We start from the raw sequence: 19515 nt of genomic DNA, 5'->3' as shown, positions 1-19515 counted from the left end.
TCGGCTTCTCGATCCTGCGGCCGCGACCCCGTAGGTGTTGGGCGAAAGCGGATCGTCAGACATAGCGGGTTCCCTCAAGATTGCGGACATCAGTGAGGCGATGATGGCGCATGGATACCTTAAAAGTCCTGAGCGCGTCATAAATTCTGCTAAAAGCGCTGTTCCCTCAAGCATTGACAAGCAGCGCCTCAGTCTTGCGCTCTCTCACGCAGCCTCCGCGGCTACGTTTAAGAATATTTAAGGTGGTCGTCAGGACTTTTAGTGCGCACTCACTCTAATCTGCTTCCCAGGTCGTGATACCGCATCGGTCCCAAGCCGGCGCATCGCATCGTGGAGTGTTCTGAGTGGCAGGGCAACGTTGATGAACCTTCTCGATTCCAAACTGGCACCCACATCGGTACCGTCATTCACGGCCAGCGCCGCGCTGCTGTTCCTGCGCGTCGCTGCCAGCGTGCTGTTGCTGGTCGTGCACGGCTTGCCGAAGGCCACGCATTACTCGAGTCAACTGGCGGTGATAGAAGACCCGCTACACCTCGGCAAGACGCTGACGCTGGGCATTGCGATCTTCGCGGAGGTGCTGTGTCCAGTGCTGATGATCGCGGGCATCGCGACGCGGCTCGCCGCGTTGCCGATGATGGTAATCACGCTGATGGCGCTGACGCTCGTGCATCCTGAGTGGACGCTCGATCAGCCGCAGTTCGCATGGATGCTGTTGATCCTGTTCGGCACGATTGTGATCGGCGGTGCGGGACGCTACCGTGTTTCATGGTTTACGCGAACGCCGGCGAGCCGTCGTGCCCCGCGTGCATAAGCCGCTCCAATAACAATTCCGGTCTACTCCGCTGAGCCCGCGCCATGAAGCCTAGTCGTGCAACCTCGCCTGACGTCGTCGCCGGCGTTCCGATCCCGCGAAGTCCAATGGCCCTGGCGGCTGCGGACGCTGTGCAGACGTGCATGCCGGACGTGCTGGTCGGGCATGCGGCGCGCGTGTTCGTATTTGCGTCGCTGACGCTCGAACGCGAGCGGTTCGTGTGCGATCCGGATGCGTTATACGTCGCCGCGATGTTCGCCGGCGTCGGTCTGAGTTCGGCATATGGTCATTCGCAACTGCGCTATGAAGTGGATAGCGCCAATGCAGCGCGGGAGTTTCTGCGGCGTTACGGCGCTTCGGCTGCTGAGATGAACGATGTCTGGCATGCGGTCGCGCTGCACATGACGCCCGGTATTCCGGCACATATGTCGCCGCTCGCACGGGGGCTTTCCGAGGCGGTGCGTACGGACCTGCTCGCGGAGAACCTGAATGCCTGCACGCGAACACAGCGTGACGAAATACTGCTCGCGTATCCGCGGGGCAGCGGGTTCAAGGAACGGATCATCGACGCAATCGGGCGCGGCGTCGTGCATCGGCCGGTATCGACGTTCGGGACAGTAAGCGCTGACGTGCTCGAGCGGATCGATCCTGAATATTGCCGTGTGAATTTTTGCGGGCTGATTCTGGGCGCGCAATGGAAAGACTAGCAGGCGATCCGCGGCTTGCAGCAAGCAGGGGGCGGTATTGAACAAGGCGCATTAGGCCGCTGGGACCCCCACCGCACGCCAGCGTGCAAGCCGGGGTTCGGTTGGTGAAACACGCAGTGCATCGTCCTGTATGACCGAAGGTTCAAAAAAATTGATCAGATCAATCAAAAATTTGTGCTATTTGCGGGCTCGAACTGCCGTAGTATTTCCCGAATCTGACGATCCAGATAAGATCATCCTCGCGGAACTTTTCAGGGTCCGGTTGCCCACGCGTCTGTTCTGGCCTGACAACCCATGGAACAGACGAACGTGACATACGCAAAGCTGTCGCTCAATCGATTCACTCTTCTGGATTCGCGAGCTTGCGATGATTCAAATTGGACAACTTCACATTTCGCTCGAGCATCGGGAAATACGCTCGCATGGCGAATCAGTGCGTCTCGGCAGCCGCGCCTTCGAGGTCCTTGAATTGTTGATTGCCGCAAAAGGGGCGCTGGTCTCCAAGGATGAGATCATGCGGCACGTCTGGCCCGACACGATCGTAGAGGAAAACAACCTCCAGGTGCACATTGCGGCGATACGCAAGGCGCTGGGCGCGGATCGCGACCGTATCGTGACGGTGCCGGGCCGCGGTTACCGTATGACCGGCGTGAAGCTGGCGGAGGGCGCTGAGATTGCGGAGGTGAGCGCGGACGCCCTCGCGATACACCGGCCAGATGCGCACCGGTTCAACACGCACACGCTTCCTCTCCATGTGTCGGCGCTGGTGGGGCGGCAATGCGCCGTCGCGGAGGTGCTGGCCGCCATCGAACCCGCGCAGATCGTGACGCTCGTCGGTTCGGGCGGCATCGGCAAGACGCGCCTCGCTATCGAAGCGGCGAGACAGATGCTGCCGCGCTTTCCCGACGGTGTGGCGTTCGTGTCGCTTGCACCGGTGTCGGACTCGCGCTTTGCGCTGGACGCGCTTGCGATGGCGCTCGGCATGAAGATTTCTTCGTCCGGCCTTTCGCTTGCGCAGATCGCGCATGAGATGAGAGGCAAGCGGCTGTTGATCGTGCTGGACAATTGCGAGCACGTAATCGAAGCCGCTGCCACGATGGCGGAGGCGCTGGCGGCAGCCGGCGAGGGTATGCGGGTGCTGGCGACGAGTCGCGAAGCGCTGCGCCCGCGTGACGAAGTCGTCTATCCGGTTCTGTCGCTCGACGTGCCCAGCCCTGAAAACCCAAGCGACTACGTGTTGCAGACGAGTGCGGTCCAACTGTTTCTCGCGCGCGCCCGCGCTGCCGATCCGCAATTTTCGTCAGACGAGCGCAGCATTTTTCTGATCGGCGAGGTCTGCCGGCATCTGGACGGTATTCCGCTAGCCATCGAACTGGCCGCGGCGCGTGCCGCGGTCCTCGGCATCGAAGTGCTGGCGGCTCGGCTCGACGACCGCTTGCGGATACTGTCGGGAGGTTACAGGACGGCGTTACCGCGGCATCAGACGTTGAAGGCGACACTCGACTGGAGCTACCGTCTGCTCGACAGCACCGAACGTGTCATCTTGCGCTGGCTCGGCATGTTCGTCGATGCGTTCACATTCGATTCGGCCAACTACGTCGGCGCGCAACTTGGCTTCACACAGACGGAAGTGCTGAATGCGCTGAGCGGCCTCGTGTCGAAGTCGCTCGTGATCCGCGCCGACGGCAGCGCTTCGCCGAGGTATCGTCTGCTGGAAACGACCCGCGCCTATGCACTGCAGCGACTCGACGACAACGGCGAGCGTGGCGCCGCCGCGCTCGCCCATGCAAAGTCGTTCTGCGAACGCTTCAAACGCGCGCACGACGATCTGGCGGTGACGTCGCTGCAAGACGGTCTGGCGGACTTCACGCGTGAAATCGGCAATGTGCGAGCCGCGCTCGACTGGGCTTTTTCGGCCACGGGCAATCCCGAGGTCGGCGTCGAGCTTGCCTCGATTGTCGTACCGTATCTGTTCGATCTTTCACTTGTCGATGAATGCCGTAGCCGCGCGCGCGTCGCGCTCGATGCCGCGCGCGACACAGACGCTTCAAACTTTCCGGCCGAAGCGCGCTTGAGGCTGACGACGAGTTGGGCAGCGGCGCTGGTCTATACGCAGGGTCCGACTACGCAGACGCTGGAAGCTTGGTCCGAAGTGTTGACGCTTGCTGTTGCCGCGGGCCATGCCGGATTTGAATCGCGTGCGTTGTGCGGACTACGGCACTCGTATCAGGCGGGCGGCGAAGCGCGTCAGGCGCTGGTCGTGGCACGGCGCTTCGAAGCGCTGGGCTGCCAGTTCACCGATGCAACGTACAGGCTGATCGGCCGCCGCATGGAAGGCGTCGCGCTGCACTACGTCGGTGAGCAGAGCATGGCTCGCCAGAAGATCGAAGAGATGTTGAGCGCCTGGGTATCCACGGATCATCGGTGGAACACGATCGGCTTCCGGTTCGACCAGGCCATCGTCGCACGGGCGCTGCTCGCGCGCGTGACGTGGGCGCTGGGGGACACGGCAGGGGCGATGCGGCTTGTAGGGGAGGCGTTGGAGGCTGCCCTTCAGCACGACTTCGAACTCGTGACCTGCTACGTGGTCGGCGACGTTTTTGTGCCACTAGCGCTGCTCACGGGCGAGCGCGCCGCAGCAGAACGCGGGCTCGCGATACTGAAAAGGATCTCGTCGCGCGTATCGCTGTCGATCTGGCATATCTGCGGTGCCTGCTACGACGAATATCTGCTGTCGCTGTCCGGCGAGCCCCCTCACCGGCTGGCGCAATTTCGCAGCGCGCTGGACGAACTTCGTGGTATCGACTTTCTGGGGCCGCTGACGATGCTGCTATGCCAGTTCGCACGCGCGCTGATGCGTGCGGAACAGTACACAGAAGCGCTGGTCTCGATCGACGAAGCCTTGCAGCACTGCGAAGAGACGGGGGAGCGATGGTACTACGCCGAGCTGTGCCGTGCGAAGGGGGACGTGATGCGCATGTTGCAGAGCGATGCGGATGCCGAAGCGTGGTTCACGACCGCGCTGGAGTCGGCGTGCCAGCAGGGCGCGGCGGTTCTCGCGTTGCGTGCAGCGAGTAGTCTCGCGCGGCTCTGGATCGAGCGGGACCGCCTGGGCGAGGCGAGCAGGTTGCTGTCGCGAGCACTTGCTCGCTTGAGCAGGTACCCGGCCGATCCGGATGTTCGCGACGGGCGGGCCTTGCTGGCCGGGCTGGAGGCAAAGATCGCCGCAGTGGACGACGAGGACCGCCGGCCGTTCTGTATCGGCGCCTGACCCATTCCGGCAGCCGTCATGCGTATTGATGGCTGACGAATCGCTCCACGAGATCGGGTGCATCGAGACGATCGATCCACCAGCGCATCGCCTGTCCGGTTTCGTCTTCGCGCCAAGCCATATAAAAGTGGGTCACTTCCCGCATGCCGAAGACCTGTTTGGCGACGAGATCGCCGCGGGCGATAGGTGCTGTCGCGAGGCACTCGGGAATGGTGCCGACAGCGAGCCCTTCGAGTTGCGCGGCGAGTTTGCCGGCGAGCGTGGGCAGCGTCAGGCAGTTCTGCGTAGCGGCGGCGCCGACGGTGCGCGGCATCAATTCGCGCGAGGTATCGCCGATGACCGCGCCGCGATGGCGTGCGACTGTTTCCATGCTCAGCGGTTCGGGAAGCTCCGCGAGCGGATGCGTGGGCGCTACCACGAAAACATGGCGCATCGAACCGATCGGGCGAGTGACGAGATTGGGCAGGTTGGGTGGATCGCCCGCGGCGCCGACCACGAGGTCGGCACGCCGTGTGATCAATGCATCCCACGTGCCGCCCAACACTTCCCGGGACAGGCGCAGGCGAGTCTCCATGTTCATGTCGTAAAACGCATGGACGTGCGGCCAGATTGCGTCGAAAGGCAGGATCTCGTCGATGCAGATGCGCAGATCTGCTTCCCAGCCGTGTTGCACGCGTTTTGCCTTGAGCTCGAGTTCCTCAGCGCCTTGCAGCAGACGCCGGCCTTCCTCGACCACTACGCGTCCGGCGTGCGTGAATTTCGCCCGCCGGCCGCTCCGGTCGAACAGGGTGACTTCGAGATCGTTTTCGAGCTTCTGCACCAGATAGCTTAGCGACGACGGTACACGATGCAGAAGTTCGGCCGCCTCCGCGAACGTGCCGGTGCGATCGATTGCATCGAGTACTTCCAACACCTCAAATGACAGCTTCATCGAAGATTCCTGGGGTAGTTGCCTGATTGCGCCTGTCGTGGACCGCGCATGGTCTGATAGGCCCGATTGTCGCACTGAGTGGGACGGCGGTGGCGGTTCACATGCGCCGTTCAGAAGTCTTCAGCAAAAAATAGCGCGAATTTACCCGCGCCAGAGTTTCCCGAACTCATCAAGCAGCAATGTTCCCAAAAGGGAATAAACTTTCATCCGGGAGGACTGGCGGAGAATCAAGCGACCACAGGAGACAGGATGGATTTGTTCATGTCGATGGAAGCGTTCGTGCGGGCTGCGGAAGCGCAGAGCTTTGCCGGCGCCGCGCGGCAGCTGGGCGTTGCCAAATCGGTGGTGACGTCTCGCGTCAAACATCTCGAAGACCATTTCGGCGTGCCGCTGTTTCATCGGTCGACGCGCGCGGTGCGCCTGTCCGAACTCGGCGAGACGTATTACCGCGAGTGCGCTGAACTAGTCAAGAAGGTCCACGATCTGTCCGGGCGCTCGCGCGGCGATCCACAGGCGCTTGCCGGCACGCTCAATATCCATGTTCTGCCGGGCTTCGCGCTTGGCCATTTTTCGCAAACGCTGATCGAATTCCGCGCCGCTTACCCGCGCGTCGAGTTCGTCGTGACCGTCAACGACCGGGTCATCGATCCGGTCCAGGAAGGCTTCGATCTGGCGTTGCAGATCTATCCGCCGGCGTCGAACCTGCTCGTGGAGCGGCGTCTGTTTCCCGTGCGTGGTGTCTTGTGCGCCGCGCCTGGTTATCTGAAGGAAGAGCCGCTGATCGACACGCCGCTCGACCTGTTGCGGCACGATTTCGCCCGCTATTCGTACTATCCATGGGGTGACAAGTGGCCGTTAATGCGCGGCAACGAGTGCTTCGAAATCGCCCTGAATCCGGTGCTGAAAACCAATAGCGTGCACCTGCTGCTCGAGTTCGCGCGGGCGGGTGCGGGTGTCGTCTATCTGCCGACCATGGTCGCCGCCGCCGATCTGCTGGAGCATCGCCTCGAACGGGTCTTGCCGGAGTACGCGGCGCCGCCGCTGTGGCTATCGGCGGTCTATCCCGCTTCGCACCGCTCGACCACCAAGGTCAAGGCTTTCGTCGACTTTCTGCGCGCCCGCTATCTGCGCGAACCGCAGTGGGACAGGGCGCTCGGCATTACGCCGCCGGACGACGAGACCAAAAGCGTCGGCGAGGAACTGGCCGAAGACTGAGTTCAGCCGCACGCCCGTCGGGGTTCTCCACCAGGTAGTTTCCCTGGCGGGATTTTGATGCACCCATGGTTCGTGTTTCCCGACCCTCAGAGCATTGCTGTTGCGTCTGCCGCCACTTAATCTTCGATCCATGCAACGCATTCGTGGATTCATAGATCAACTGGAGGCAGACATGCAACAGACCTGGTTCGGCAGCCTGGACAACTTTCGGAAAGGCTCCATCGAAATCATCAAGGGCAAACCGGAGCATTACGCGATGTCGAACGTGTTCGACGTCGCGAGCCGCGCCGCGCCTTACGAGAAAATCGTCGTCGGCAAGAATCTCAAGTACGTGATCGAGACACTGCGCGCAGAAGGTTCGTCGCCGTGGTTTGCCGCGTCGCACGATGAATTCGCGGTCGTGCTCGACGGCGAGATCGACGTCTATTTCATCAAACCGTCGGACGGGCCACTGGTCGACGCGCAGACCGAAGGCAGCGTGCGGCTCGAAAGCCAACCGACGGGCCGGTCGATGGGTTATGTGCGGCTGCGCCGCGGCCATCAGGCGTTGCTGCCTGCAGGTGCCGCCTACCGCTTCGAAGCGGTGACAAAGGGCGTGGTGCTCGTGCAGACGATCCTCGGACGCTATTCGGTCGAGAAGTGGGCCGACATCTGCATCCACTGATTCCTTCTACGCGATCGATCCTTTCCTGGAGCCCATCATGGACAAAACCAGCACACTGCAAAGCGTTACCGCGAGCGAGGCCGATACGGTCACCGGCTATCGCGTGTTTCGCCTCGGCGATTTCGAATTCAGCCGCGACGCCTATTTCGCCACCGTCAGATGGCCCGCCAAAGGCCAGACCCGCTCACACCAGATGCACGCCGACGACTTCCTGCGCGCCATGATGCGAGATGTTGCGTGGGGCTTCTTCTACGGCTGGGTCAATTTCGATGAAGTGATCGGCACGCGCAATCACTACGGCAAGGTTGACATGTACGCCGGTGCGTACAACGCGAGCTTCAAGGAAGCGGGCATCGATCACATGCAGCAGTTCGATACGCCGCTGATCATGGCGACCTTCAAGGCGATCCTGAGGGATTGGGTCAACGAAGGCTTCGATCCGTTCGCCGCGCCCGAAGAAACCGGCTCCGCGTTCGGCACGAAACACGGCGACAACATCGCGGCCATCGAGCGCACGCGGATTGCCACCAAACGCATGCCGGGCCTCGAAGGCGATTCGCCGTTGCGCGATGATCTGCCGGTCAACCGCCAGTTCGCCGACGTCGACCAGGACGAACCGGAGATTCACGCAGAGCCGGGCTTCGAGAACACGTTGCATGCGTTCAGCCTCTTCAAGTACCTGTCGCGCTCGGACGTGACGTGGAATCCGTCGGTCACTTCCGTGTGCCAGCAAAGTCTGTTCTGTCCGACCACCGAAGAGTTCGTGCTACCGGTGTTCCATGGCAATGACCGCGTCGAGTGGTTCCTGCAACTGTCCGACCAGATCATCTGGGATGTCGGCGACAAGGACAGCGGCGAGCCGCGCGCACGCATCACGATGAACGCGGGCGATATCGCCGCGATGCCGGCCGATATCCGTCACAAGGGCTACTCGCAGAAACGTTCAATGCTGCTGGTGTGGGAGAACGCAACGCCCGATCTGCCGCAGCGCTACGAAAGCGGTGAACTGCCGCCGTATCCGATCCAGATCTAACGCCCAGACATTCCCTCCGATCGTCGATCGAACGGCGCCAGACCGCTGGCGCTGCGGGGAATGTCACGTCCAAAGTTTTACTTGCATAGGACTGTCATGCAAACGCAACTCTTCATCGGCGGCCGCTTCGTGCCGGCTGCAAACGGCGAAACGCTCGCCTCCCTCAATCCGCACGACAACTCGGTGATTGCCGAGGTGGCGATGGCCGGACCCGCCGATGTCGACCGCGCCGTGGCGGCGGCGAAAGCGGCGTTTCCGAAATGGAGCAATCTCGCCGCGATGGAGCGGGGGCGCTTGCTGCTCAAACTCGCCGATGCGATCGAAGCGAACGCCGATGCGCTTGCTCGCCTCGAATCGCTCGACACCGGCCATCCGATTCGCGACACGCGCAATCTCGATGTGCCGCGTACCGCGGCCACGTTTCGCTATTTCGGCGGCATGGCCGACAAGTTCGAAGGCTCGGTGATTCCGGTCGAGCAAGGGTTTCTGAACTACATGACACGTGAGCCGGTCGGCATCGTCGGGCAGGTGGTGCCGTGGAATTTTCCGCTGATGTTCACGAGCTGGAAGATGGCGCCTGCACTTGCCGCAGGCAACTGCGTGATCATGAAGCCCGCCGAACTCACGCCGCTGTCGAGTCTCGCCATTGCAGAACTGATGGCCGAAGTGGGTTTCCCGGACGGGGTCGTCAATATTCTGCCGGGCCTGGGTCATGTGGCGGGTCAGTACATTGCCGAGCATCCGGAGATCAGCAAGGTCGCCTTCACGGGTTCGACGGCAGTGGGCCGCAAGATCGTGCAGGCATCGAGCGGCAATCTGAAGAAGGTGCAGCTCGAACTCGGCGGCAAGGGCGCGAACATCGTGTTCGGTGATGCGAATATCGACGCGGTTGTGCAAGGCTCGGCGTTCGCGATTTTCCACAACCAGGGGCAGGCGTGCATCGCCGGCTCGCGGATGATCGTGCATGAATCGATCGCCGATGAAGTGCTCGAAAAGTTCGTCGCGCTCAGCCGCACGATCAAGATCGGCGATCCGCTCGATCCGTCGACCGAAATGGGGCCGCTCACCTCGCGTCAGCACCGCGACCGCGTGCTCTCGTTTGTCGACGTTGCGCGTGAACAGGGCGGGCGTGTGCTGGCAGGCGGCAAGGCGCCGGACGATGCCGCGCTGGCGAAGGGCTGCTACGTCGAGCCGACCATTGTTGAAGCGAAGCCGGAGCATCGGGTATCGCAGGAAGAGGTGTTCGGGCCGTTCATGACGGTCACGACCTTCCGCACCGACGAAGAAGCGCTCGCGATTGCGAACGGCACCGAGTACGGCCTCGGCGCGGGTCTCTGGACACGCGACTTGCAGCGCGCGCATCTCGTGGCGCGCGAGATTCGCGCCGGCATGGTGTGGATCAACTGCTACAAGCGGGTGAGTCCCGCGTCACCGTTCGGCGGTGTCGGCGCGAGCGGCTATGGCCGCGAGATGGGTTTCGAAGCGATGCGCGAATACACGCAGCCCAAGTCGGTCTGGGTCAACGTGGATGCGCAGATTCCCCCTTACTACCTGCGCTGAACTGCCATGGAACCGTTCATCTATAACGGCCTGCCGTCGCGTGTGATTTTCGGCGCGGGCAGTCTCGACCAGCTCGATCGTGAGATCGGTTTGCTCGGCGCCACCCGGGCGATCGTGCTGTCCACGTCGCAACAGCGTGCGCAGGCCGAAGCGTTGGCCGCAAGCCTCGGCGCGCGGGCGGCGGGCGTCTACGCCGAAGCGGTGATGCACGTGCCGGTCGAAACCGCTCGCGCGGCCCGCGACTTTGCTGCGAGTGTCGGCGCCGATTGCGCGATTGCGATAGGCGGCGGTTCGACGACGGGTCTCGGTAAGGCGATCGCGCTCGAAACCTCGCTGCCGATAATCGCGATTCCGACCACCTATGCGGGCTCCGAAATGACGCCGATTTACGGCCTCACGGAGGGCGGCGTGAAGAAGACCGGTCGCGATCTGCGCGTGCTGCCGAAGACGGTGATTTACGACCCCTCGTTGACCACGTCGCTGCCATCCGCGTTGTCGCTCACGAGCGGCATCAATGCGATCGCGCATGCGGCCGAAGGGCTCTATGCGCAAGACACGAATCCGATCATCGCGCTAATGGCGGAAGAGGGCATCCGCGCACTCGGGCAGGGTCTGCCTCGCGTCATGAAACAGCCCGGCGATCTCGCTGCTCGTGGCGACTGCCTCTACGGCGCCTGGCTCTGTGGTGCGGTACTCGGCAGCGTCGGCATGTCGTTGCATCACAAGCTGTGTCACACGCTCGGCGGCACGTTCAACCTGCCGCACGCGGAGACACACACGATCGTGCTGCCGCATGTGCTCGCCTATAACCGCGAAGCCGCGCCCGATGCGATGAAGCGCATCGCTCGCGCATTGCACACCGACGATGCCGCACAGGGTGTTTTCGACCTGGCGCGCGATCACGGCGCACCCACGGCGCTGAAAGAGATCGGTGTGACTGCCGGCGATCTCGACGTCGCGCTCGATCTCGCGTTGAAGAACCCGTACTGGAATCCGCGGCCGGTCGAACGGACGCCTCTACGCGCGCTGCTGGAAGCTGCTTTTGAAGGCAGACGGCCGGATTAGCACGAACGCCCCCCACTCATACAAGAAAATTCAGGAGACAAGCATGGACACTCATTCCTTCGATGCGAAGCGTCGCCGCTTCGTCACACTCGCCGCAGGCGGCGCGCTCGCCGCATCAACTTCGGCATTCTCGCTTTTAGTCTTCGCCTCCGGCCCGCGCACGCTGAAAATCGGCTACGTATCGCCGCAAACCGGCCCGCTCGCGCCGTTCGGCGAAGCCGACCGCTTCACGATCCAGCAGATGCAGACGGCACTAAAGAACGGCATCGTGATCGGCGGCAAAACGTACCCGGTGTCGATTGTCGTCAAGGATAGCCAGTCGAACCCGAATCGCGCCGGCGAAGTCGCCAACGATCTGATCCTGAAGGACAAGGTCGACATCATGCTCGTTTCCGGCACACCCGAGACGGCGAATCCGGTCAGCGATGCGTGCGAGTTGAACGAGATGCCTTGCGTCTCGACGGTGGTGCCATGGCAGCCGTGGTTCTTCGGCAGAAAGGGCGATCCGAAGAAAGGCTTCCGCTTCACCTATCACTTCTTCTGGGGACTGGAGGACGTGATCGCCGTCTACACCGGCATGTGGCAATCGGTGCAGACCAATCACAGTGTTGGCGGACTGTTCCCGAACGATGGCGACGGCAACGCCTGGGGTGACGCAAAACTCGGCTTTCCGCCCGTGCTCGCGCAAAAGGGCTTCACGCTGAAGGACCCGGGGCGTTTCCAGAGCATGACGCAGGACTTCTCCGCGCAGATTTCGTCGTTCAAGCAGGCGAACGCACAGATCGTCACCGGTGTCGTGATTCCGCCCGACGCGAAGAACTTCCTCGTTCAGGCACGTCAGCAAGGCCTGAAGCCCAAAGTGATCTCGATCGGCAAGGCATTGCTGTTTCCCACTTCGATTGAAGCGCTCGGCGATCTCGGCGATGGACTCTCCACCGAGGTGTGGTGGTCGCCCTCGCATCCGTTCAAGTCGTCGTTGACGGGACAAAGCGCGCGGCAAGTCGCGGACGACTACGAGCGCATCACGTCGAAGCAATGGACGCAGCCGATCGGCTTCGCGCATGCACTGTTCGAAATTGCCGTTGACTCGTTAAAGCGCGCGAAAGATGTCGACTCGAATGAAGCGATCCGCGACGCAGTGGCGGCGACGAAGCTCGATACGCTGGTCGGTCATGTCGCGTGGGGCAGCGGGCCGGTGAAGAATGTCGCGAAGACGCCGTTGGTCGGCGGGCAATGGCGCAGTGCACAAGGATCGGGGCAGAAGCATCGCTTCGATCTCGCGATCGTCAACAACCAGCTCGCGCCGAACGTGCCGTTATCCGGCCCGCTCAAGCTGATCGCGTGAATGCATTGCGGAGAGCGGTGATGAACCCAGTTCTCAGATTAACTGGCGTGTCGAAGCGTTATGGCGCGCTGCAGGTGACCGATGACATCAGCTTCGCGGTCGAGCGCGGTGAGACGTACGGCATTCTCGGTCCGAACGGCGCCGGCAAGACCACGCTGTTCAACCTCGTCAGCGGCGACGTGCGGCCCGATCAGGGCAGCGTCGAATTCGACGGCGCGGACGTGAACCACTTGCCGCCGCATCGCCGATGCGCGGCGGGGATCGGCCGCTCGTATCAGGTGCCGCGACCGTTCGGTGGCATGACGGTATTCGAAAACCTGCTGGTCGGCGCGACCTTCGGCGGCGAACTGGCCGAGCACGCGGCCTACGACGTCTGCATGGATGTGCTTGAACGCACGGGCCTCAAAGCGCGCGCCAACCAATTGGCCGGCACGCTGGGCCTGTTGGACCGCAAGCGCCTCGAACTGGCTCGCGCATTGGCCACGCAACCGCAGTTGTTGCTGCTGGACGAGATAGCAGGCGGCCTGACCGAACCCGAAACGCACGAGCTCGTCGACGAGATTCGCCGCGTCAAGGAGGCGGGTGTGACGATCGTGTGGATCGAACACGTCGTGCATGCGCTGCTCGCGGTGGCCGACCGGCTGCTCGTCATCAACTTCGGCAAACGGCTCGCCGAGGGCCTGCCTGTCGCCGTGATGGACGACCCGGAAGTGCGGCGCGTGTACCTCGGACTGGAGGCATGACCATGTCGGCATTACTGGAGACACGCGCGCTCAGCGCGTTTTACGGCGACTTCCAGGCGCTGTTCGGCATCGACGTGACGGTCGCGCCCGGCGAGGTGATCGCGCTGATCGGCTCGAACGGCGCGGGTAAGTCGACCTTCCTGAAATCGGTGGCGGGCCTGCTGCGCCCGCGTGCCGCCGGGCAGATCCTGTATCGCGGCGAGCCGATCGGCGGCGCAGCGGCGGCGAGCATCGTCGGCAAGGGCATTGCGCTGGTGCCGGAAGGGCGGCGTCTGTTCGCGAGCTTGAGCGTCGAAGAAAACCTGCTACTCGGCGCATTCTGCAAACGGCCGGGGCGCTGGAATCTGCAAAGCGTCTATGCGCTGTTTCCGGCGTTGCAGGAGCGGCGTCATCACGCGGCGACTGCGTTGTCCGGTGGGCAGCAGCAGATGGTGGCGATTGGCCGCGCGCTGATGAGCAACCCCGATCTGTTGATGTGCGACGAACTTTCGCTCGGTCTTGCGCCGGTCATCGTGCGTGAAATCTATGCAGCATTGCCCGAGATTGTTGCGGACGGCATGAGCGCGATCGTCGTCGAGCAGGACGTGCAATTGGCGCGCCGCGTGTCGTCGCGTTTCTATTGCTTCCAGGAAGGGCGCGTGTCGCTGGCGGGTGTCTCGGCCGACGTGTCGGACGAAGCGATCACGCAAGCGTATTTTGGAGCAGTCGCATGAACACGTTCATCAATATCGTTGTGCAGGGCGTGCTGCTCGGCGCGCTGTATGGGCTCTTCGCGATGGGCCAGTCGCTGGTGTTCGGCGTGATGCGGCTCACCAACACCGCGCACGGCGACTTCATCGTGCTGCTGGTGTTCGTGCTGTTCGCCCTGACGAACTACGCGCATCTGCCGCTCGCCGTATCGCTGGTGCTGTTGCTCGTGATCGCATTCGGCGCGGGTTATGCGGTGCAGTACGCGATCCTCAACCGGGTTAGCAGCCGCGATCCCTTGCCGTCGCTGATCGTCACGTTCGGCTTGTCGATCGTGATCCAGAACGTGCTGCAACAGGTGTTCTCCGCCGATCCGCGTTCGGTTGCGACGGGCAGCTTCGAGTCGCAGAGCCTCACGCTCGCGGGTGGCGTTACGCTGGGCTATTTGCCGCTCGTCACCCTGGCGGCGACGGTTGCGCTCGCCTTCGCCATGCAGTGGCTGTTCGGCCGCACACCGCTTGGCCGCGCGTTTCGCGCCACCTCCGATGATCGCGAGATCGTGCAACTGATGGGCGTCTCTTATCGGCGTACCTATGCGCTCGCGATGGGCATCGCGTTCGTGCTGATCGCGGTCGCCGCCGCGCTGTATTCGATGCGCACCGCGGTTTCGCCGACCGACGGCCCGGCATTGCTGCTGTACGCATTCGAAGCCGTCATCATCGGCGGGATGGGTTCGTTCTGGGGGACCTTCGTCGGCGGCATGGCGCTCGGGATTGCGCAACAGGTGGGCTTTTACCTCGATCCCGGCTGGGGTATCTGGCTCGGCCACGTGGTGTTCCTTGGCGTGCTGGTGGCCCGGCCGCAGGGCTTGCTGCCCAAAACCGCATAGAGGCTCGATATGACGATGCAGATGAACCGGCCCACAGAGGGCTTCGAAGTACGGCGCGCGACCCGTGCGAGCCGCGTGGCGGTGATCGTGCTGCTGATCCTCGCGCTGGCGGTGGCGAGCGCGCCATGGTGGGCCGGGCGCGATGCGATGCGCGACTTCGTGCAGCTCGCGTCGTATCTGGTGTTCGCGTTGATGTGGAATCTGCTGGCGGGCTATGGCGGGATGGTGTCGATCGGGCAGCAGGCGTTCTTCGGCATCGGCGGCTATGGGATGCTGATTCTCGCCAACTACTGCGGGATCTCGCCGTTCGTCGCTGTGCCGATCGCGGCGGCAATCGCAACGGTCATCGCGATTCCGGTATCGATGGTGGCGTTCCGGCTGGAAGGCGGCTATTTCGCGATCGGCACGTGGGTGATCGCCGAAGTGTTCCGGCTGACGGTGGCGAACGTGTCGGTGCTCGGCGGCGGTTCGGGCACCAGTCTCACCGCGCTGCAGGACGTGCCGCGTGCGCTGCGTGAATCGCTGACGTTATGGCTTGCTTTGGCCATTGTCGCGGCGGCGATCGGTCTGCTGTATCTGTTTCTGCGTTCCAAAGCCGGTCTCGCATTGACCGCGATGCGCGACAACGCGGTGGCGGCCAGCAGTCAGGGTGTCGACGTGAAACGTGCACGGTTGCTCGTCTATCTGGTATCCGCGTGCGGTACTGCGTTGGCCGGTGGCCTGTATTTCGTCGGCAACCTGCGTATCTCGCCGGATGCGGCGTTCTCGGTAAACTGGACGGCGTTCGGCATTTTCATCGTGATGATCGGTGGCCTGGGCACGCTCGAAGGCCCGATTGTCGGCGCGCTGATTTTCTTCGTGCTGAACCAGTTTCTCTCCGATTTCGGCACCTGGTATCTGATCGGGCTCGGCGCGCTGGCGATCGTCGTGACGATGTTCTTTCCGCAAGGGCTGTGGGGTTTCGTATCGCGCCGCTACGGACTGCAATTGTTCCCCGTGGGACGCCGCGTTGTATTCGTCGACGCCGGCGCTTCACAGCAAGGTTCACAACAAGCTTCGCCGCACGATGCGTCGACCGATTCCGTCGAAACGCCGTCGGCTCCCCATCGCGCATGAGGTCGACAATGAACGACGAAACTATTCATCCCTTGACGCAGAACGTGCTCAGGACGTTTGCCGATTGCACCGATCCGCGCCTCAAGCAGATCATGACCGCGCTGGTCAAGCATCTGCATGCATTTGCCGGCGAGGTTGAACTGACCGGCGAGGAGTGGCGTCGCGGCATTGAATTCCTGACTGCGACCGGCAACAAGTGCAGCGGCATTCGCCAGGAGTTCATCCTGCTGTCGGACACGCTCGGCCTGTCGATCATGGTCGACGCGATCAATCACGAACGCGCCGGCGACACGACCGAGAGCAGCCTCCTCGGCCCGTTCTACCGCGAGGGAGCGAGAGATGAGCCCTTCGGCGCCAACATAGCGCGCACCGAAGGCGAGCCGACGCTCATCCACGGCCGTCTCGTCGACGAACGTGGTGCACCGGTGTCCGGCGCATTGATCGAGGTATGGGAAACGGCCAATAACGGAATGTACGAAGGCCAGGACCCCGATCAACCGGAGAGCAATCTGCGCGGCAAATTCCGTTCTGGACCGAACGGCGAATACGCATTCAGAACTATCAAACCGACCAGCTATCCGATTCCGACCGATGGTCCCGTCGGCCAGATGCTGCTCGCGACCGGACGTCATCCGATGCGGCCCGCGCATATCCACTTCCTGATCGAGGCGCCCGGCTACGAGACGCTCACCACCGCGCTGTATTCCGCCGGTGACCCGTATGTCGACTCCGACGCGGTGTTTGGCGCGAAGCCGTCGCTCGTAATCGACTACGTGCCAAACGACAGCGCGTCGGCCGCGAGGGAGTGGGATTTGCCGAGCCCATTCTTCGAAGTCCAGCGCGACTTCGTGATGAGTCGACGACTCGCGTGAGGAGGGCACGTCATGAACGCGGCGAGTCCTGAACCCCATGCGGGCTTTCTGTGCGCGCTCGACGATATTCCGGACGGCGGCGCGCTGGAAATTGCCGCTGAGCAAGCCGGTGCACCTGGCATCGTCGTGGTGCGCCGAGGCGACGACGCCTGGGCTTACCGCAACGTCTGCCCGCACTTCTCGATTCCGCTGAACTACGAGCCGAACACGTTCTGGGCCTACGACGCGGAACTGCTGATGTGCGCGCATCACAGCGCGATGTTCCGGTTCGAAGATGGCTTGTGCATCGACGGCCCGTGCCAGGGTGCCGCGCTCACGCGGATTGCGATTCGTATTGAGCAGCGAAACATATTCAACAACGACTGAAGGGGACAGGCATGAAGAAGACGAAATCGAAGCGCTTTTCGATAGCAGGCTGCACGGTCGCTTTGATGGCGCCGGGTTTCGCAGGCGCGCAAAGCAGTGTGACACTGCAAGGCGTGATCGATGCGGGTGTCACGGATGTGAACAACCAGCATGGCGGCGCCGCAACGCTGTTCGACAGCGGCGTGCTGTCGCCGAATTTGCTGACCTTTAAAGGCAGCGAGGACCTGGGGGGTGGCAATAAGGCGATCTTCGAACTCACGTCGCAGTTCGATCTGGGCAGCGGCGCGACGATTCCCGGCGCAGGACAGCTTTTCAATCGCACAGCCCTGGTGGGACTCACCAACGACCGCTTCGGCTCGTTGACCTTCGGCAATCAGTATGACTTCATGTTCGAGACGCTGACGCTCGGACTGTATGACGGCGCGTTCCTGTTCGGCGGTATCTACGATTTTCGTCAGGGGCCGTTTACTGCGTTGGGCGTGCCAAACAATCCAACCGGCTCGTTCGACTTTGACCGCATGGCGGGTGCAACGCGTGTGGGAAACTCGGTCAAGTATCGCAGCCCGGATATCTCTGGCTTCACTCTCGGCGCTCTCTACGGCTTTGGTGGTGTGCCGGGTTCGTTTTCAGAAGACTCGACCATGAGCTTCGGCGCGAACTATGCGAATGGTCCATTGGGCGTGGGTGCGGCGTATGTGGAAGTGAAGTATCCGCAACTGGGCAACGGCCACGACGGTATCCGCAACTTCGGCGTCGGCGCGCACTATAACTTAGGCAGCGTGCTGGCGATGCTGCTGTACACGAACACAAAAAATACTGCGAGCGGCGCGAAGATCGATGTCTACAAGGGCGGGGCCGCGTGGACAATCTCCGGGTCCTGGACCCTCGGCCTCGACTATGCGTACATGAAAGGCAACGACGTGTTGCTGGACAACAAGGCACAGCAAATCACCACGGCGCTGCAATACAACTTTTCGAAGCGCACCACCGGTTACGTCGAAGCGATCTATCAGCGCGCGAGTGGCGATGCGGCAGTGACGCGAGCGTGGATCAACGGCTTGTTGCAGCCGGACGGCGCGGCGAGCAACCGGTCGCAGACGCTTGCGCGCATTGGTTTGCGCACGAGTTTCTGAGAGGGTTCGGCTAAAGGCGGGACGCTAACTGGCTGCGGCGCAGCCATTCAAACGCAATCGGTTGCGTAATTCGAAAATTCCTGCATCACCCTGTCTACCCGCGTAGCCAGGGTTAACTATGGCATCTTTAAGCTTTGACATCGGCATTTTTGCAATTTATTATGCAAACGATTGCACCGATGGAGATGCCCTGTGGAAAATTCGAACCATCTAAAAAATATCGTCGACGACGCCGCTTCGATAACCGCGGTTGTCAAGGCGGCCATGAGCCAGACCGACAATCCTCGGCTCAAGGAGCTGCTCGACGCGCTAGTGGAGCATGGCCACGCATTCCTTAAGCAGGTGAAGCTGACTGACGAGGAATTCGAGAAGGGCCTTGATTTCGTGAGGGCGGTCGGCCTCGCTTGCAACGACAAGCACAATGAGGTCGTTCTGCTCGCCGACGTGCTGGGTCTATCGACCCTGGTTACATTGCTGAACAACTCGGACGCAAGCGGTCGCACGCCGGGCGCCTTGTTGGGGCCGTTCTACCGGGGTGACTCGCCGCGGTACGCGAATGGCGAAAGCATCGCATGCGAGAACTCACCCGGCTCCCCGCTGTCCGTGAACGGACGCGTGCTCAACACCAAAGGCGAGCCTGTTGCCAACGCCAAAGTCGATGTCTGGCAGGCCTCGCCAGTCGGCTTGTACGAGAACCAGGACTCGAGCCAGCCCGACAAGAACCTGCGCGGTCACTTTTACACCGACAGCGAGGGGCGGTTTACCTGCAAGAGCGTGCGCCCCGCCGGCTACCCTGTGCCGACTGACGGACCGGTAGGCGTGCTGCTTGAAAGGCAGAATCGCCACCCGTTCCGGCCAGCGCATCTGCACTTCGTCATCATCGCGGAAGGCTACGCGACCTTGGTCTCGCAAGTGTTCGCCGATGACTCGGAGCACCTGAATTCCGATGTCGTGTTCGGTGTCAACCGCCGTCTCGTCGGCACGTTCGAGCGCCACGATTCCGGCACAGGTCCGAAGCGAGATGTAGACCGGCTGTACTACACACTCGACTACGACTTCGTTCTTGCCGAAGGAACGCCGACCTATCCCACTCCCCCCATCAAGTAA

Annotated in this window: 18 protein-coding genes; 17 read left to right on the top strand and 1 reads right to left on the bottom strand. The window is 62.2% G+C overall.

Annotation, left to right across the window (positions count from 1 at the left end; all coding sequences use genetic code 11):
• Nucleotides 1–361 precede the first annotated feature (361 nt).
• From ACUN0E_RS20285 to ACUN0E_RS20275, 3 genes are all read left to right on the top strand, one after another.
• A complete protein-coding gene (locus ACUN0E_RS20285; RefSeq protein WP_445567776.1) occupies nt 362–811 on the top strand; it encodes a DoxX family protein in 450 nt (149 codons plus the stop codon).
• Between the two features lie 44 nt (nt 812–855).
• Nucleotides 856–1518 (top strand): phosphohydrolase, encoded by a 663-nt coding sequence (locus ACUN0E_RS20280; protein WP_445567775.1) that lies wholly within the window; start codon nt 856–858, stop codon nt 1516–1518.
• Nucleotides 1519–1885: 367 nt separating this feature from the next.
• Entirely contained in the window at nt 1886–4789 is a 2904-nt protein-coding gene (locus ACUN0E_RS20275) for an ATP-binding protein (protein WP_445567774.1), read from the top strand.
• A gap of 16 nt (nt 4790–4805) precedes the next feature.
• Here ACUN0E_RS20275 and ACUN0E_RS20270 read toward each other — a convergent pair whose 3' ends face one another.
• Nucleotides 4806–5720, bottom strand: coding sequence for a LysR family transcriptional regulator (locus tag ACUN0E_RS20270; RefSeq protein WP_445567773.1), 915 nt, complete (start codon nt 5718–5720; stop codon nt 4806–4808).
• A gap of 249 nt (nt 5721–5969) precedes the next feature.
• Here ACUN0E_RS20270 and ACUN0E_RS20265 point away from each other — a divergent pair, with 249 nt between their 5' ends.
• From ACUN0E_RS20265 to ACUN0E_RS20200, 14 genes are all read left to right on the top strand, one after another.
• A complete protein-coding gene (locus ACUN0E_RS20265) occupies nt 5970–6935 on the top strand; it encodes a LysR family transcriptional regulator (protein WP_445567772.1) in 966 nt (321 codons plus the stop codon).
• Between the two features lie 172 nt (nt 6936–7107).
• Nucleotides 7108–7599: a hydroxyquinol 1,2-dioxygenase gene (locus tag ACUN0E_RS20260; RefSeq protein WP_445567771.1), complete on the top strand. Its 492-nt coding sequence runs from the start codon at nt 7108–7110 to the stop codon at nt 7597–7599.
• A gap of 37 nt (nt 7600–7636) precedes the next feature.
• The gene (locus ACUN0E_RS20255) at nt 7637–8632 is read left to right on the top strand and encodes a hydroxyquinol 1,2-dioxygenase (protein ID WP_445567770.1); all 996 of its coding nucleotides are present in this window, start codon (nt 7637–7639) and stop codon (nt 8630–8632) included.
• A gap of 96 nt (nt 8633–8728) precedes the next feature.
• A complete protein-coding gene (locus ACUN0E_RS20250; RefSeq protein ID WP_445567769.1) occupies nt 8729–10192 on the top strand; it encodes an aldehyde dehydrogenase family protein in 1464 nt (487 codons plus the stop codon).
• A 6-nt stretch (nt 10193–10198) separates the two neighbouring features.
• Nucleotides 10199–11257, top strand: coding sequence for a maleylacetate reductase (locus tag ACUN0E_RS20245; RefSeq protein ID WP_445567768.1), 1059 nt, complete (start codon nt 10199–10201; stop codon nt 11255–11257).
• A 43-nt stretch (nt 11258–11300) separates the two neighbouring features.
• Complete coding sequence (locus ACUN0E_RS20240) at nt 11301–12602, top strand: ABC transporter substrate-binding protein (RefSeq protein ID WP_445567767.1); 1302 nt, start codon at nt 11301–11303, stop codon at nt 12600–12602.
• 20 nt (nt 12603–12622) lie between these two features.
• The gene (locus ACUN0E_RS20235; RefSeq protein WP_445567766.1) at nt 12623–13345 is read left to right on the top strand and encodes an ABC transporter ATP-binding protein; all 723 of its coding nucleotides are present in this window, start codon (nt 12623–12625) and stop codon (nt 13343–13345) included.
• 2 nt (nt 13346–13347) lie between these two features.
• The gene (locus ACUN0E_RS20230; RefSeq protein WP_445567765.1) at nt 13348–14058 is read left to right on the top strand and encodes an ABC transporter ATP-binding protein; all 711 of its coding nucleotides are present in this window, start codon (nt 13348–13350) and stop codon (nt 14056–14058) included.
• Entirely contained in the window at nt 14055–14921 is an 867-nt protein-coding gene (locus ACUN0E_RS20225) for a branched-chain amino acid ABC transporter permease (RefSeq protein ID WP_445567764.1), read from the top strand. The genes ACUN0E_RS20230 and ACUN0E_RS20225 overlap by 4 nt, the downstream gene beginning before the upstream one ends.
• 21 nt (nt 14922–14942) lie before the next feature.
• Complete coding sequence (locus ACUN0E_RS20220) at nt 14943–16037, top strand: branched-chain amino acid ABC transporter permease (protein ID WP_445567763.1); 1095 nt, start codon at nt 14943–14945, stop codon at nt 16035–16037.
• A complete protein-coding gene (locus ACUN0E_RS20215; protein WP_445567762.1) occupies nt 16034–16909 on the top strand; it encodes an intradiol ring-cleavage dioxygenase in 876 nt (291 codons plus the stop codon). The genes ACUN0E_RS20220 and ACUN0E_RS20215 overlap by 4 nt, the downstream gene beginning before the upstream one ends.
• Nucleotides 16910–16921: 12 nt before the next feature.
• Nucleotides 16922–17275, top strand: a complete 354-nt coding sequence (locus ACUN0E_RS20210) for a Rieske (2Fe-2S) protein (RefSeq protein ID WP_445567761.1) — start codon at nt 16922–16924, stop codon at nt 17273–17275.
• A gap of 11 nt (nt 17276–17286) precedes the next feature.
• Nucleotides 17287–18408, top strand: a complete 1122-nt coding sequence (locus ACUN0E_RS20205; protein ID WP_445567760.1) for a porin — start codon at nt 17287–17289, stop codon at nt 18406–18408.
• A 264-nt stretch (nt 18409–18672) separates the two neighbouring features.
• Complete coding sequence (locus tag ACUN0E_RS20200) at nt 18673–19515, top strand: dioxygenase family protein (protein WP_445570485.1); 843 nt, start codon at nt 18673–18675, stop codon at nt 19513–19515.

The organism is Paraburkholderia sp. D1E (genome assembly GCF_052682275.1).
Note: the sequence above shows the minus strand (reverse complement) of the source record. Positions and strands in the feature narration are given on the sequence as shown.